The following is a 15,068-nucleotide window of genomic DNA, read 5'->3' on the forward strand; positions in this document are numbered from 1 at the left end:
CAAATGCTTATAGTATCGTCTCCTAGGCCTGCCACCGAGCGGGCTTTTGCACGTAATGGAGACCAAATGACCATCATTATCGATCAGCAAACAGAACAGGCGCAGTGGGTATCGGATGTGAGAATGCAGTTGGACAAACTGAACAAGCTTCTCGCCTCGGCCCCCGAGGGCGTTGATGTAGAGGTTACGACTGGCAAGTACATTGCCCAAGTTGGCGTCATCGCCGGCTTTGACGATGCAGATGAGGTTTGGCAGATCAGCGTCCGGGCGACGAAGACCGAAACGCTTATCTGATCAGGACGGATCTATTGAACCGGCGCGTAGGCAATTGCCTCGACGCCGGTCGCTTCCATCCACTCATCGCGATTTGCGAATCCCGCGAACTCCGCGCAGTAGTCAGCCAACTCCTCAACTGTCGGTGCGAACGCTGAGTCGAAGTAGCCGATCGGTGCTTCCTCTTCCGGCGTCAAGATGGCGTAGAGCATGTGAACCTCCTGTCTCTACCCATCTTAACTGCGTTACCCCGCAAGGCTTGACGCGGGGAATCGAGAGTCAGGCTCCCGCTCCGAACTTTCGGCGGAGCGCGTCAAGCGTCGTGACCTTCAGTTCTTCAGCGTCCTTGTCAGTCGCCTCGCGATACTCGCGCTCCACCTTCGTTTGAAATCCGGCAGCAACTGGTGTGTCGCGTTTCTTCACAGCCAGGTCATATTCGGTAGTAAGCGCCTTGCGCACGGCCTCCCAAGCCTTCGGATTCTCCTTCAGCGCGGCAATGAGAGCGACTTCCAGGGCATTGATACGGGCGTGCAGGCGTTTGACTTCGTAGTCCATTGTTGTGGTCTCCAGGTTGTCAGCGACCGGCCGATCGCCACCCGTGACGGTAGCAGGTTTTGAATGACAGTCGGCTGAGCAAAGACAACCCCTCGCGTGCGCGCACGTACGCGCGTGGAAAGGCTCAGGGACGGAGAGGGGAAAGGGAGGAAAGGCGGCGCAAGAAGCTGTCCTGCGTGCCTCAAAAACACTCGTTTCCTGCGTCGCCTAAATTCATTCAAATACCTTTCCGGCATATTAAAAAGCTTTCATGTTGCGGCGCGATCGCCGTGAACAGACTGACGCTAGACTTGGAGAAACGCATAAGTTGTTGATTACATTGAGTTGGTGCGCTGCACATAGATTTGACATAATGGGTGCTATCAGTCGAAACGGGGCATTATCACCTCATAATGAGAGCAATTCTCATCCTTGCCTTACGAAATCCTAACTTTGGGACCACCCCAGGGCCCCACGGACGGGGTGACAAAATTTTGCGAACCCTCTCCCCAATCTGCGCACGGGAAAAACATTGATGATCCTCCGCGAGGAGGAATCTCATGGCCCTGACCAATGGAGCGCTGCTTACCGCGATCTCGGAGGACCGCGCGCTGGGTTCCGCGATGCTGTTCCCACATCGACATCCGCAGGCGTCGCCGGCGTTCCACGTCGAGGTCATGGACCTCTGGCGGTGCGCAGATGAATGGGTGCTGATCGAGGCATTCCGGGAGGGGGCGAAGTCGACCTTGTCGGAAGAGCACCTGTTGATCGAGGCGTGCTTCGTCAACTTCGGGTACTGCCTGATCATCGGTGAGACGTACACGAAGGCTTGCCAGCGTCTCGAGGCGATCAAGTTCGAAGCGACCCGGAACATGAAGCTGCAAGGCCTTTTCGGCCGGCTGAAGGAGTCAGGGAGGGTCTGGAACGAGCACCAGATGGAGCTTTCGAACGGTGTCTTGCTCGAGGCTCACGGCTGGGAGGAGGAATTCCGCGGCTTCAAGTGGCGCGACATCCGTCCTGACCGGGCGTACCTCGACGACATCGAGAACAAGGAGCGGGTCAAGGACAAGGCGGCGGTCGACGCGTCGATGCGCAAGCTCTACCTCGAACTGATCCCGGCGATGGACAAGGTCAAGGGCAAGATCCGGGTCACCGGCACGCCGCTGGCCGAGGACTGCATGATCACCCGGCTTCGCGATAACCCGGACTGGACGAGCCGGCGGTATCCGATCTGCAACGGCGACATCGACGATCCTGAGACGCAGGCGTTGTGGCCCGAGCGCTATCCGATGGACTGGGTCCGCCGGAAGCGCGATGAGATGGAGCGGGCCGGGCAGCTCCGTGGCTTCATGCAGGAGTACATGCTCATGGCGATCGGCTCGCAGGACAAGCCCTTCGAGAGTGAGCATATCCGGGAGTGCGCGGTCGATCCGGCGCCGTGGCTGCCGAAGGTCGTGATCACCGACCCGGCCCGGACGACGGACGTGAAGAAGAGCGACCGTACTGGGCGAGTGGTGGTGAGCCGCCTCGGTACGAAGATCTACGTCCATGCATCGTCGGGTGAGTTCTGGAAGCCGGATGAGGTGATCGAAGACGCCTTCAAGACATCCTCTCGCTATGGCGATGCGGCCGTCGCGATTGAGAAGAACTCCCTCGACGAGTGGCTGCTGCAGCCGATGCGCGCGGAGATGCTCCGCCGCGGCGTGACGCTGGCGCTTCGCCCGCTCACTGCACCCCAGGATCGAGACAAGGTGCAGTTCATCATGGGCATGCAGCCTTTCTTCGAGGCCGGCGACATCGTGCTGGTCGGCGGACAAGGGCAACACCCGAAACTCGTCGCCGAGATCCTGAATTTCCCCAGCGGCAAACGGGACATCCTGAACGCCCTTGCGTACTTTCAGCGCGTGTTTTCGGGCTCTCCGGTGTACGAGGACTTCGGGCAGTGGAACATCGCGTCGGAGTACCAGCCGAGTCAGCAGCATCCCCTTGCCTTGGCGTTCAATTCGAACGGCACGGAGACAACCGCGGCCTTGGTTTGCATCGAGGGTCAGCGAATCGTCGTCGTGGCTGACTGGATCTCGCCAGTACCCCCCAAAGAAGCGGTATCCGACATCACGCAGCTCGTGCGTGCTGCGTTTCCACGCGCACGCGTGACGACATGGCTGCCGGCCGATGTGCTCGACCAGGCCGACCGCATGCCGATTGTGGCTGCCCTTCGCGCAGCGAACATGTACCCGATGCGCGGGGCATACGTGAACGTCTCGCGAGGTGCGCTTTCTCCGCTCATCCGCACCGAGGCCAAGGCTCGACGTCTGTTCCAGGTCGACCAGGACGGCGCGAAGCACACGCTGAACGCGATGGCCGGTGGCTACAACTACCCGGTCGATCGCGCGGGAAACAGGAATACGCTCCCCGAGACTGGTCCGCACCGTACCCTCGTCGAGGGACTCGAAGCGGCCGTGTACGTGATCTGCTCGCAGCAAGCGGACGTCCTGCCGGAAGGCGTGAACATGGGCGTCAACCCGCAGGGTGTGAGCTACCTGACCACTTTGCCGCGGAGATGACCATGGCAGTCGATCGAAACCATCACCACAAAGCGCCGACGCAACGGCCGTCGGACTTCTACAAGGGCAAGCAGCAGGGTGGCGCGTACGGCAAGCCGGAGAAGGTCGGCGAGCGCATGCAGGGCGGCCCGATGCGCGAAAAGCTGTCGAAGCCGGGTCTGTGATCGTGAAGAAGCGCCGCGAATTTCAGGGTACGCGCTCCGAGTCGCGCCCGGTCGGCGACTTCTTCGCCGAGAAGACGGCGAAGAAACCGAACGCGGACGATCGGCCGAAGCGCACGCCGCGCGATCGCGGCACCGGCACTTCGCTCGAGCGCAAGCTCCGCGGCAAGGTGATCGGCTGATCCTTCCATGGCCCGCTCGAAGAAGCCGAAGAAGCAGGACGACAAGCCCGCGGTCGAAACACTGGACGCGCGGGCGCTCGACGCTGAGAAGACGGGCGAAGAGATCGAGAACTGGGCCGACAAGCCCGATTCCGATGCCTACACCGAAGCCGCGAAGCTGTACCCGAAGATCGCGAAGTGCTACCAGAACAAGCAGGAGCAGATGGACCGCTGCGAGGAATACTGGTCCATCTATAACGCGCAGCCGGACGAGAATCAGCAGTATTCCGGCAACTCCCAATGCTACATCCCCGCCGTGCGCAACGCGGTCAACGCGCGCGTGAAGCGCACGATCGCACAGCTTTTCCCGGTGAACCACAAGCACGTCGGCGCCACCGGCCCGGACGGCAACATCCCGTTTGCGCAGATCAGCCTGCTCGAGCATTACATCCGCTCGGCCGCGATCAAGGACGTCGTGCGCGCCGACCTGATCGCGGGAGACGTGACGGGGCAGTGGAACCTCTATGTCGATTGGTCGCGAACGCAGCGCCGGGTGACCGAGCTGATCAAGAAGCCGCCGATCCTCGAGGACCATGAGCTCGGCGGGGAAGTCGAAGACCTCGCCGCGGACGAGGACGACTGGAGCTGGGAAAAGGAAGAGAAGGAAGTGACGACCGAAGGTCCGGACATCGTGCAGTTCGCGACCGAGGACCTGGCCGTCTACCCGCCGACCTGCAACGACATCGAGAAGGCCACCGCGACCGCGATCCGGCTGCGTCTGACGATCGACGCCGTCGAACGGTTCGTCGACGAGGGGATCTTCGTCGGCGTCGAGGCGAAGGAACTGATCGACAACCTCGCGAAGCCGGACGCCGGCCGCGAGAAGTACGTGCCGCCGAAGAAGCGCACCGGCGATGCCGGCATCCGCACCGAAGGCACGTTCAAGTACGCGCTGATTTACGAGGTCCACACGAACCTGGATCTGGGCAACGGCAAGGAGCCGTGCTTCGTGTACTTCGCCGGCCAGGACGTGATCCTCGGGATCATCCGGAATCCGTTCTGGTCGGGCAAGCGGCCGATCATCTCGGCGCCGATCGAGCGCATTACGGGCTCGTTCTTCGGTATCTCGAAGATCGAGCCGGTCAAGTTCCTGCAGTGGAACCTGAACGACTTCTGGAACATGGGGCAGGACTCGGCGCAATACAGCCTGCTGCCGATCACGATGGTCGACCCGCTGTCGAACCCGAACTATCAGTCGATGGTGGTGGGACTCGCCGCGGTATGGCTGACCGACCCGAACAAGACGAAGTTCGCAAACTTCCCGGCGATCTACAAGGACGCGATCCCCCTCTGCGAGAACCTGAAGCAGCAGATCAACGAGTCGATGGACGTCAACGACGCCATGCTCGGGAAGATGCCGGCCGGCCGGAAGAATCAGGCGCAGATGGCTGCGATGGCGCAGCAGCAGGAATCGAACATCATCGACAACGCGAAGCGGTACGAGGAGGTGATCCTCAATCCGCTGGTCGAATGGATGTTCGAACTCGACCGGCAGTTCCGCACGGAAGAGCTGACCGTCGAGGTTCTCGGCGAGCTCGGCGCGCGCGCGAACCTGCAGACGATCCCGGTGCAGGCATTCGGCGAGCGCTATTTCTTCCGCTGGTGCGGTACGTCGTACCAACAGAACCTGCAGCGCATGCAGCAGATGATCGCGTGGATGAACGTCCTGCGCGGCATCCCGCCACAACAGCTCGACGGCCGGCGCCTGAATATCGGACCGATTCTCGAGTACGGCACGGAGCAGATCTTCGGGCCCGAAGTGGCGCCGCGCATCCTGATCGACGAGCGGAACCTGTTCCACCTCGATCCGCAGGACGAGAACCTGATGATGCACAACGGCCTGCCGGCCGAGATCCATCAGGCCGACGACGACCGCGCACACATCGCCGCGCACCTGCAGGCCGCGCAGCTCACCGGCGACGCGGCCGGTCTGTTCCGCGCACACATCCAGCAGCACCAGCAGGCAATGCAGGCGAAGCTCCAGGCGCAACAGGCACCGAAGCAGCCGCAGGGGCAACCCGGCGTGCCGGGCGGCGCGGGACCGGGCGTTGCCGGCACGCCGCGCGCGGGCGCGCAGCCCGGGCAGCCGCGGCCACAAGGGCCGGCCGGCATGATCCATCCCGACCAGATCGCCTCACCGATGGCGGGGCCGCGATGAAGCGCTTCGTGGCCCGGTGCACGCCGTGGGGAACCATCCAGACCGGCATCTTCTTCCGCTCGCTGTCGGCGATCGAGAAGGAGGCTGTGCTCGCGCACGAGCGCGCGCACTTGATCCGCCGCGATCCGCTGCGCCGGCTCTGGTGGCTGCTGACGCTTCAGCTGATCTTCCGTCCGGATTGGGTCTTCGCGCGCGTACGCGAGCAGGAGCTCGCCGCCGACCGGTACGTGAAAGAGCAGGGGATGGCGGCGGGACTGCGCATGTTCCTGCGCCGGCACCCGCATCCGGGCAGCGTGCTGCATCCGAGCTCACAAGAAAGGCTGGAGGCGCTCCATGTCTGACGCATTCCGAGTCACTCCATACCAAGTCAAGGCCGAAGGAAAAGACGTTCCGCCGAACGAGATTCAGGCTGCGATCAATTCGCTCGCGAACCAGACCACCTTCGAATTGAACCAGATCGGTAACGGCGCCGGCCCAATCTTCGCCGCAATCATGCTGGCCTGGTTCCAAAGCCTGCCAACTTCGCCCGGTGCATCCGGAACTTTCTGGAATGACGGCAACACGCTCGCGTACGTACCATGAAAAAAATTCTCATCGCCTTCTTTGCGCTGGCTATTTCCGGAATTGCATTCGGCCAGACGTATCCGACACCGACTTATGGTTCAACGACTGTCATCGGAACAAGCGGCACGGCGCCGGCTGTTACGAGTAGCAATTTGAAATCGTGGATGTCGAACGGGCCAGTGATCTCGTTCGTCGATTCCGGGCGTAGCGTGGACAATCACGAAGCGTTCCTGACCTGGGGCGCAGCTACGCTTGGCCTGGGGTTCAGCAACGACGCATACACAGCATGGCGCAATGCTCTGACGATCGGGGGCGGTTATGCCACCGGCATCACCGGCATCACGTCGAACAGCGGTTCTGGTTCGTGGGCGCATACGGGACCGTTCAGCATATCCGGGCTGGCCACACTCAGCGGCGGCGCAACGGTCACGGGGAGTTTTACTGCCACCGGTCTTGTGACGACCGCCGATCTCGCGACGCAAGCCGCGAATACGATACTTGCGAATGCGACAGGTTCGGTTGCGAGCCCTGCGGCCGTGGCAATGCCATCGTGCAGTGGTTCGTCGAACGCGCTCGGTTGGTCTTCGGGTAGCGGACCCGTTTGCAACAGCAGCATCAATGCCGCCACTCTTGGTGGCGCGACGTTCGCGGCGCCCGGTCCCATCGGGTCTACAACTCCCGGCACGGGGGCCTTTACCACCCTCACGTCATCGAGCACTACCACGCTGGGGGCGACGCGTGCGACATCGCTGGACAATACGCCGATCGGCTCCACCACGCCGTCGACTGGCGCATTCACAACGCTATCGTCGACGTCGCCACCGACGGTCGGTGCGGCGACTATCTATCCTGCGGTGGCGAGCAACACCGCTCTGCAGGCCCTGTCCACGGCGACGACTGGCACAGTTATTCGCCTCGGTTTCAATGCGTCCGGAGATACACCGCCTCTCACTTACACGGCGTCCACTAGCGCATGTTCGTTGAACTCGGGGGCGGGAGACGGCGGCTCTCAAGTCAAGAGCGCGGACGGCAAATGTTGGCTCGCGAAATTTCCACCGGGCGGTGCAGACATCAGATGGTTCGGAGCCCAAACCGGGCCGAGCAATAATTCGACCACGGCATTCCAGAATGCAGTGGCTGCATCTAACGATGTCTATGTGCCGCCTGGCCAGTTCTATATGAACGCCACAGTCACCGGGATTTCCGGTGTCTTGATTCACGGGACTTGGAGTTCGGTTCTTTCGCCTTATGCAGCAGGGAACGTCCTGACAATCACGAACGGCAACTTCAGCACGGTTCGAGACCTCGCATTTAGTGGAAACGCCGGTCTGTCTGGGTCAGGTCTGGTCCTTACAACAACCGCCAACACGACGCTCGACAATCTGCTCGTACAGTCATTCCCCGTGTATGGCGTCGCATGCCAGGGAACCAGTGGAAATCAATCAAGCGGTGTCATTGTCAAGAACAACGCGCTTCTGTACAACGGCACGGCGGACCTTTACTTTTCGTACTGCAACGATTTCCATATCACTGGGAATCAGATGGGTTCGAATGTGAGCAGTCCGTTCACAACTTATGGAATCCAGCTTGCGAACTCTGGCGCAGGGCAAATCACCGACAACTTTGTCTGGCAAAACGCGACTGGCATCTCGCTTTCGTCGAGTCACTACAACTGGATTTCTCGCAACCGGATCACGCAATCTCAACAGTCTGGTCTTGTCATCAGCACTGGGAACTACAACCACATTACCGACAATCAGTTCTATACCAACTCACTTGTCACATCGGCTGGCTATCCGGACATCTCGTTGACAGGTGGCAACACGACCATGATTGCTGCGAACCAGTTCTACTCATGGGACGGGACGGCACATGTCAACTACAACCTAACGGTGGATGCGACAAGTTCGGTAACGACGATCACCGGGAATCAGTTTTCGTGGTACCTCACGCAGCCGACGAACATTTCTACGAGCGCTGCTTCGACCGTGATGTCGGGGAACCACCCGATACAAAACGGTACATCGAACAACGTATCGACTGGCACCTTCACTGGCATCACGACCGGCGCAACAGGGGGGAGTGGCGCGACGATCTATCTCGGTAATGGTGGGGCGTCCACAACCGAATCGAATGTCTATTTTCCAATTTCGTCCCCCAGCGCAATCTCGTGTTTCGTCGTCAATACATCTGCTGCACCAGGCGCTGGTCAAAGTTATACCGTCACGCTTCGCAAGAACAATGCGTCGACGGGCCTTACGGGGACGATCTCTGGTGGTTCATCGTTCGGCGTCAATGTTTGCGCGAATGGCAACTGGGTAGGCGTTAATCCAAGCGATTCGGTTGACATTCAGGCCCTATCCAGTGCCGGTGCAGCATCAGCAGTTTTCCGATACTCCATTTCGTTGCAGCAATAGTAAGCGTGCGTGTCGTCGATGAGGCACAAATCGATCTCTTCTCGTCCCCTCGGCCGTGCCGGGGGGCGTGACGTTGGCGGAACGCAATCGCGTTGTTTGGTCTCCGAGGGAAACCGGAATAAAAAGTGCGGAACCCTGATCAGGAGATCATCGTGCGCAAAACCATTCTGGCCCGTCTCGTCAGCCTCGTCTTCCCGGCCATCGGCCCCGGCCAGATCCCGAGCATTCAGGATCTCGGGGCGATGCCGGATCAGGTCAGCCTGACGAACGCGATTCTGGGCATCAATCCGTTGCAGGAAGCGATCTATAACACCGCGGCGAACACGACAGCGTTCACGGCAGCGGGCAGCCAGATCTCCGGCGCGGCTCAAACGTTCTTCAACCTGACCGGCACACTCGCCGCGGGCCAGGCACTCACGCTGCCGACGGTGGCGAACCTGATTGCCGCGCTTCCCGCTTCGGTGCAGCAAAACCCGGTCGGCATCACGTGGCAGCTGCGTGTCATCAACAGCTCCGGCGGCGCATTCGCCTGGACGGTCACGACGAACACCGGCTGGACGCTGGGCGGCTCGATGGGCGTCAACCAGAACACATTCCGTGACTTCGTGATCACGATCACCAGCGCGACGACCGCGACGATCCAGTCGGTCGGTACGGGCACGCAATCGTAAGGGCGGCCATGAGCAAGCTCCTGCAGCGACTTTTCGATTTTCTGTTTCCCGGCGTCGACGATGGCGATCCGTCGGACCCTGGTCTTGATGCTGGGGGTGACGACGCTGGTGCTGGTGATCCTGGCGGCGGCGATCCTGATGCTGGCGGCGCTCATGGCGATCTGTCGGATGACGATCTCGAGTTCGATTTCGTCGAGCCGACAGCACCTGCCCGCCGCGGGACGACGGACGCCGAACGACTCGCGGCGCTGGAAGCTGAAGTAGAACGCCGCGGCCGCGCGGTCGACACCGCGCGCTCACCGGCAGCACCGACGACGGATCGTGATTTCGAAGCCGAAGAAGCACGCCTGCGCGATCCGAATCTGGATCCGATGGAGCGCTGGCAGATCCAGTCGAACCGCACGTTGCGCCAGAGCCAACAGGCCGCGCAAGCGGCGCTGTTTCAAGCGCAGGACCTTCGCGATCAGACGCTGTTCGAATCGAAGATCGCCAGCGACCCGCACCGCGCGCGCTATCGCGATCGCGTCGAAGCCGCGGTGCAGGAAGAGCGCCGCGCAGGCCGCAACGCCTCGCGCGAGGCCGTCTACTACTACATGCTCGGCAAGGACATCGCTGACGGCAAGCTGAAGCCGAAGGCGAAAGCGAAGACTCCCGCTGCGGACGTTCCGCGCGGCAAGCCGCCGGGTGTGCGCTCGAACGTGCCGCCGGCGCGCGGGCAAACCGAACACCAGAAGCGCGCCGCGCGGCTGGCCGACGTGAACATCTGACCAGCACGAGGACACCATGCTGACGAAAATTCTGGCCCTCCTGACGGGCCTCATGTTCCCCGGAGTGACGAACCAGTCGTCGAGTTTCACGGCTGACGTCGAAGCGTACATCCAGGAAGAAGTCGAGCCGCTCGCGCGCCGCCAACTGGTTGCGTACCAGTTCGGCAAGCCGCTGAAACTCGACACGAACCGCGGCACGACGTACACCGCGTCGCGCTACCAGCGCTTGCCGCTGCCGTACGCGCCGCTGCAGGAAGGCGTCGCGCCCCCGGGTGAAGCGATGACGCTGCAACAGGTCAGCGCCACCGCGCAGCAGTGGGGCGACCGCGTCATCATCACCGACGTGGCGAACCTCACGATCAAGCACCCGCTGTTCCAGCAAGCGTGCGAACTGGTGTCGCTGCAGATGCCGGAAACGCTCGAGCGTAATACGCTGAACACGCTGCTGTCCGCGCCGCAGGTGAACTACGCCGGCGGCGCCGCGAACCGCGCCGCCCTGACGGCATCCAACGTGATGTCGCCGCACGAATCGAACCGCTTGTTCGCGTCGATGGCTGCGTACGGCGTGCCGCGCTTCAACGGCGACGAGCGCGAAGACATGATGATCGAGGCGGGCGCGTACCGCGATCCGTCGCAGACGCCTCGCGTCAAGCAGCATTACGTCGCGCTGATCAGCCCGTTTTCGGCGCAGGACATGCGCGAGAACTCGTCGGTGCAGCAAGCGTGGGCCTACAGTGACGTCAACCGGCTCTACAACAACGAGCTCGGCGACTTCGGTGGCATCCGCTACTGCGAAACGAACATGATGCCGTACTGGACGGGAGCCGCCGCGATCAATGGCTCCGCGTCGACGTCGGGCGGCCAGCTCGCGACGGGCACGTACTACATCCAGGTGACGGCCGCGCCGGCTCTGACGTCGGTCGAGCAGACGATCTACCAGGTGTCGTCGTCGATCAGCGTCACGGGCCCGACGGGCTCGATCTCGGTGACCCTGCCGTCGTTCCCGAACTACGTGTTCAACGTGTATATCGGGACGACCGCGAACCCGGCCAACCTCGCCACGGCGATCGGCAATGGCGTTCCGGTGACCGGCGTGCTCGCCGGCCAGGCGACGCAACTGCAACCGAACCAGACGGTCACGCTGACGGGCATCGGAGTCACGCAGACGCCGCCGGCCGCGCCCGCAACCGGCGTGTCGGTGTTCCCGGTGCTATTCATCGGCAACCACAGCTACGGTCAGGTGCTGCTCGAGAACCCCGAGTTCCACTACCTGACGGGCGCCGACAAGTCCGATCCGCTGAACCAAACCCGGGTTGTGTCGTGGAAGGTGTTCTACGGCTCGATCCTGCTCAACACGGCCTTCCTGGCCCGCGTCGAATGCGGCTCCGCGTTCGCACCGGGCTACCAGGGCGGTACCGTGACCACCGCGTAAGGAGTAACTAATGGTCGCACGTAACTCGCAGGAACCGGGCAAACCGGCTCCGGGGGCGGCTGATGCCGACGAATTACTCGGCGGTGCCGCACCGGTCGAGGAAAGCCGCGAAGACCTGCTCGAGCGCATCAAGGCGCTTGAAGCCGAAAACGCCAAGCTGGGCGCCGCGAAGGAGATCGCCGAGGAAGAATCGGCGCGCCTTTCCGCGCAGGCGCAGTCGTCGCTGCTCACGTCGGGCGTCGTCGAGCGTTTCGCAGGCAAAGCCGAGGACGGCGAGACGGATCTCTGGTGGTATCGCATCGATCTCGCGCCGTGCGGCGGCGAACATCTGAAGATCAACGGCACGCCGTATCTGCACGGCCACACGTACAAGTTCGACACGGACACCCTGCGCTCGATCAAGGAAATGGTCGCACGCACCTGGGTGCACGAGAACGACATCAATGGCCACGCGTTCAACCCGTACCGTCAGGCGCAGAACAAGGTGCTCGGAGGCGGCCCCGTGCCGGCCTGGGCGCGATCGTAATTCCCCACCCCCGAAAGGAAGACCATGTCGCAAGCCTCTCAGGAAGTTACGGCTGCAACGGTGATCGGCAACTTCACGATCACCCTCCCGGCGCCGAACCAGGCACAGCTCTCGGCCAGCGGTTATCTGGTCGAGGGCGAATCGAAGGATTCCCTCGACAGCCGCATGGACCTGGTGCGCGAAGCGCTCCAGCGCCAGCAACGCATGCTCGAGATCCCGGTCCTCGAAGCCCACATCGAACAGTGGGAAAAAGCGCGTGACGACGTCGCGCGCGCGTATGCGGATCTGCTCGAGCGGCAGAACGCGAAGAGTTCCGGCAAGTCCGGGGCAAAGACGCTGTCGAGTCAGGAGCAGGCGAACCTGAAGAACGCGCCGCAGCAGCTGAAGGGCATCGAGGCCGAGCTCGAGAAGGCGCGCAAGAAGGTCGCCGACGCCCGCGGAGGAGCGTGAAATGGCCTACCTCCAGGCCCAACAGATCGTCGCGCGCGCCTGCGCGATTGCGAAGGCGCCGGGCTGGCTTTCGCAGGGCGGCGTCTATCTGAACATGGTCCTGGAGGACCTCTGGCTGCATCGTGACCTGAAGATCAACCGGGTCACCGAATTCGTGACGGTCCAGGCGAACAACTACGGTCCGTTCGTCCTGCCGCTGAATTACCTGCGCACGTACGACCTGTTCTTCCAACAGAACAACCTGCCATATTTCCTGCACCCGATTTCACCGGAAGAGTGGGACCAGGAGTTCAAGGATCCGTCGATCGCGAACTATCCGTACGAGTTCATGACGCTGCTGCACGACGAGACGACGGCGCAGGCGAACAACTCGGCGGGCCAGCTCTTCATCTATCCGCAGTCGTCCGGGCAGATCGTCCTGACGCATCGGTACATGGTGAAGCAGCCGGACATCGCGACACCGGAAACGTCGACGACGATCCCCTGGTTCCCGGACCAGCACTACCTGATCAAGGCCACGGCGGCGGAACTGATGAGCGAGACGGACGATGCCCGTCAGGAATCGTTCCGCGCGCAGTGCGAGGCAATGCTGCGCACACACCTGATCATGGAAGGCGACGAGCAGCAGGTCGTCAAGTCGGTGCGGCTCGATCCGCGGCGCTTCCACACGAACCGCACGCTGAAGCCGACGAAGATCACGGACTAGGACCATGGCGATCCGCAACGCGAAGCCGGTCCGCTTCACGCCGAAAGGCCTGTGCGACGCGTTCGACGCGACGGACGCCTTCGCCGGCGCGTGCCAGCTCCTGAGCAATCTCGTATTCGACCAGGGCAACCCGGAAATCGTTGTTGCACGCCCGGGCGTGGGCAACGCTGCGACGACGTTCAGCAGCTTCACGTCGCCGACTTTCGTGTCCGTGCATACTGTGGTCGGCAACATCGCGTACGGCATGGTGTCGAGCGGACGCAATCCCGGATTCGACGAGCCTTTCGCGTTCAACCTCGCGACGAACGCATTCATCACGATCAGCGGGGTGACGTCGTCAAATGTTCCGGCCTCGCCTTCGACGAGCGGGGCGTGGACGCCCCCGACGATGGCGGTTGTGGGCACGAAAGTCCTCATCACGCATCCGGGATTCACCGGCACTGGCGCGAACTTCTTCGGCGTGATCGACATCTCGAACCCCGCCGCGCCGGCGTGGTCGTCGTCGAACCTGGCCACGAACGGGCTGAGTGGTGTGCCGACGTCGGTCGCGAACTTCAACAACCGCGCCTGGTTTGCCGTCGGCAATACACTGCAATTCAGCGATCCGCTGGCCCCGCTGACGCGTACGAACGCTTCGCAGGCCGTGACGATCGGTGATACGACGCCGATCACCGCGGAGTCTGGCCTGCCGATTCAAACCACATCGGCCGGTGTTATCGGCGCGCTGGTGGTGTTCAAGGCCGGCCAGATCTGGCAGATCACGGGCGACCCGACGACGAACAACCTGGCGTTGAATTACATCTCGTTGACGACTGGATGCATCGCACCGCGGAGCGTCGTGCAGGGTCCATTCGGCATCTTCTTCGCGGGCGTGGACGCACCGTACATCCTGAACTTCCTGGGCACACTCGTACCGCTGTCGAGCCGGCCGGGTACTGACTTCCCAGCGGATCTGCAGGTGCCGTTCCAGAACACCACGCAGCCATCGCGCATCAGCGCGGCGTTTGCCGGGAACATCTACCGTACGTGCGTGCCGACCCTGATCCAGGGGCAGCAACAGACGAACGACTACTGGTACGACATTCGGCGCAAGCGTTGGACCGGCCCGCACACATTTCTTTACGACTGCGCGTCGCAGTACGGTGAGGCGTTCGTGCTGTCGGGCGCCGGGCAGGGCGCGGCGTTGTTCGTCAGCACGACGATCCCATCGGCGAACTCGAGCTATCTCGATGCGGGCGCGACGTTCGTCAGCCATCTACGCTCGTCGGATTTTCCGAAGACCGGCCACATGCAGCAGCTGCAGGTAGTGGAATCGACGCTGGAGCTGGGGTCGACAGGGAGCCAGGTGTTTTTCAACCTGACCGCGCTGAACGACCAGAACAACACGATCGCATCCGCTTTCGTGACGACGCCCGCTCAGGGATCGATCTGGGGTGCATTCGTATGGGGGCGTGCGAACTGGTCATCGAATTCCAGTATCCCGCACGTCTACACAATCCCGTGGCCGATTGCGCTCGTCTTTCAGAAGATGTCGCTCGATGTGACCGTCACGCCGACCAATGAAGTGCAGATCGGGACGTTCTTTGCGCGGTATCAGGACGCCGGATATACGAACCAGGGGTAG

17 protein-coding genes are annotated in these 15,068 nt (G+C 62.0%); 15 read left to right on the forward strand and 2 right to left on the reverse strand.

The genetic code is table 11. The features are described 5' to 3' along the window. Positions 1-66: 66 nt before the first annotated feature. Positions 67-294, forward strand: a complete 228-nt coding sequence (locus DIE04_RS19200; protein WP_124573195.1) for a hypothetical protein — start codon at positions 67-69, stop codon at positions 292-294. Between the two features lie 11 nt (positions 295-305). On the opposite strand, the gene DIE04_RS19205 is transcribed toward DIE04_RS19200, so the two are convergent. Both DIE04_RS19205 and DIE04_RS19210 read right to left on the reverse strand, forming a co-directional pair. After that, entirely contained in the window at positions 306-485 is a 180-nt protein-coding gene (locus DIE04_RS19205; RefSeq protein WP_124573197.1) for a beta-lactoglobulin I, read from the reverse strand. Between the two features lie 67 nt (positions 486-552). After that, complete coding sequence (locus tag DIE04_RS19210; protein WP_124573199.1) at positions 553-828, reverse strand: hypothetical protein; 276 nt, start codon at positions 826-828, stop codon at positions 553-555. Positions 829-1,367: 539 nt separating this feature from the next. Here DIE04_RS19210 and DIE04_RS19215 point away from each other — a divergent pair. From DIE04_RS19215 to DIE04_RS19270, 14 genes are all read left to right on the forward strand, one after another. Continuing rightward, positions 1,368-3,371, forward strand: coding sequence for a hypothetical protein (locus DIE04_RS19215; protein WP_124573201.1), 2,004 nt, complete (start codon positions 1,368-1,370; stop codon positions 3,369-3,371). Positions 3,372-3,373: 2 nt separating this feature from the next. Beyond that, a complete protein-coding gene (locus DIE04_RS29810) occupies positions 3,374-3,535 on the forward strand; it encodes a hypothetical protein (protein ID WP_185500380.1) in 162 nt (53 codons plus the stop codon). 2 nt (positions 3,536-3,537) lie between these two features. Next, positions 3,538-3,714, forward strand: a complete 177-nt coding sequence (locus tag DIE04_RS29815; RefSeq protein WP_157380965.1) for a hypothetical protein — start codon at positions 3,538-3,540, stop codon at positions 3,712-3,714. A gap of 7 nt (positions 3,715-3,721) precedes the next feature. After that, the gene (locus DIE04_RS19220; protein ID WP_124573203.1) at positions 3,722-5,911 is read left to right on the forward strand and encodes a hypothetical protein; all 2,190 of its coding nucleotides are present in this window, start codon (positions 3,722-3,724) and stop codon (positions 5,909-5,911) included. Continuing rightward, entirely contained in the window at positions 5,908-6,252 is a 345-nt protein-coding gene (locus tag DIE04_RS19225; protein ID WP_124573205.1) for a M48 family metalloprotease, read from the forward strand. Before DIE04_RS19220 ends, DIE04_RS19225 begins: the two co-directional genes overlap by 4 nt. Beyond that, positions 6,245-6,493 carry a hypothetical protein gene (locus tag DIE04_RS19230; RefSeq protein ID WP_124573207.1) on the forward strand — a complete coding sequence of 83 codons (249 nt, stop codon included), beginning with the start codon at positions 6,245-6,247 and terminating at the stop codon, positions 6,491-6,493. The genes DIE04_RS19225 and DIE04_RS19230 overlap by 8 nt, the downstream gene beginning before the upstream one ends. After that, the gene (locus tag DIE04_RS19235) at positions 6,490-8,892 is read left to right on the forward strand and encodes a NosD domain-containing protein (protein ID WP_124573210.1); all 2,403 of its coding nucleotides are present in this window, start codon (positions 6,490-6,492) and stop codon (positions 8,890-8,892) included. Before DIE04_RS19230 ends, DIE04_RS19235 begins: the two co-directional genes overlap by 4 nt. Positions 8,893-9,044: 152 nt before the next feature. Further along, positions 9,045-9,563: a hypothetical protein gene (locus DIE04_RS19240; RefSeq protein WP_124573212.1), complete on the forward strand. Its 519-nt coding sequence runs from the start codon at positions 9,045-9,047 to the stop codon at positions 9,561-9,563. 8 nt (positions 9,564-9,571) lie between these two features. Beyond that, positions 9,572-10,330 carry a hypothetical protein gene (locus tag DIE04_RS19245; RefSeq protein ID WP_124573214.1) on the forward strand — a complete coding sequence of 253 codons (759 nt, stop codon included), beginning with the start codon at positions 9,572-9,574 and terminating at the stop codon, positions 10,328-10,330. A 16-nt stretch (positions 10,331-10,346) separates the two neighbouring features. After that, positions 10,347-11,762, forward strand: coding sequence for a N4-gp56 family major capsid protein (locus DIE04_RS19250; protein ID WP_124573215.1), 1,416 nt, complete (start codon positions 10,347-10,349; stop codon positions 11,760-11,762). 10 nt (positions 11,763-11,772) lie between these two features. Continuing rightward, entirely contained in the window at positions 11,773-12,288 is a 516-nt protein-coding gene (locus DIE04_RS19255; RefSeq protein WP_124573217.1) for a hypothetical protein, read from the forward strand. 24 nt (positions 12,289-12,312) lie between these two features. Continuing rightward, a complete protein-coding gene (locus tag DIE04_RS19260) occupies positions 12,313-12,738 on the forward strand; it encodes a hypothetical protein (RefSeq protein ID WP_124573219.1) in 426 nt (141 codons plus the stop codon). 1 nt (position 12,739) lies between these two features. Next, entirely contained in the window at positions 12,740-13,444 is a 705-nt protein-coding gene (locus tag DIE04_RS19265; RefSeq protein ID WP_124573221.1) for a hypothetical protein, read from the forward strand. Between the two features lie 4 nt (positions 13,445-13,448). Further along, positions 13,449-15,068: a hypothetical protein gene (locus DIE04_RS19270; protein WP_124573223.1), complete on the forward strand. Its 1,620-nt coding sequence runs from the start codon at positions 13,449-13,451 to the stop codon at positions 15,066-15,068.

Origin of the sequence: Burkholderia sp. Bp8994, from assembly GCF_003853805.1 — a bacterium.
Taxonomy (GTDB): Bacteria; Pseudomonadota; Gammaproteobacteria; order Burkholderiales; family Burkholderiaceae; genus Burkholderia.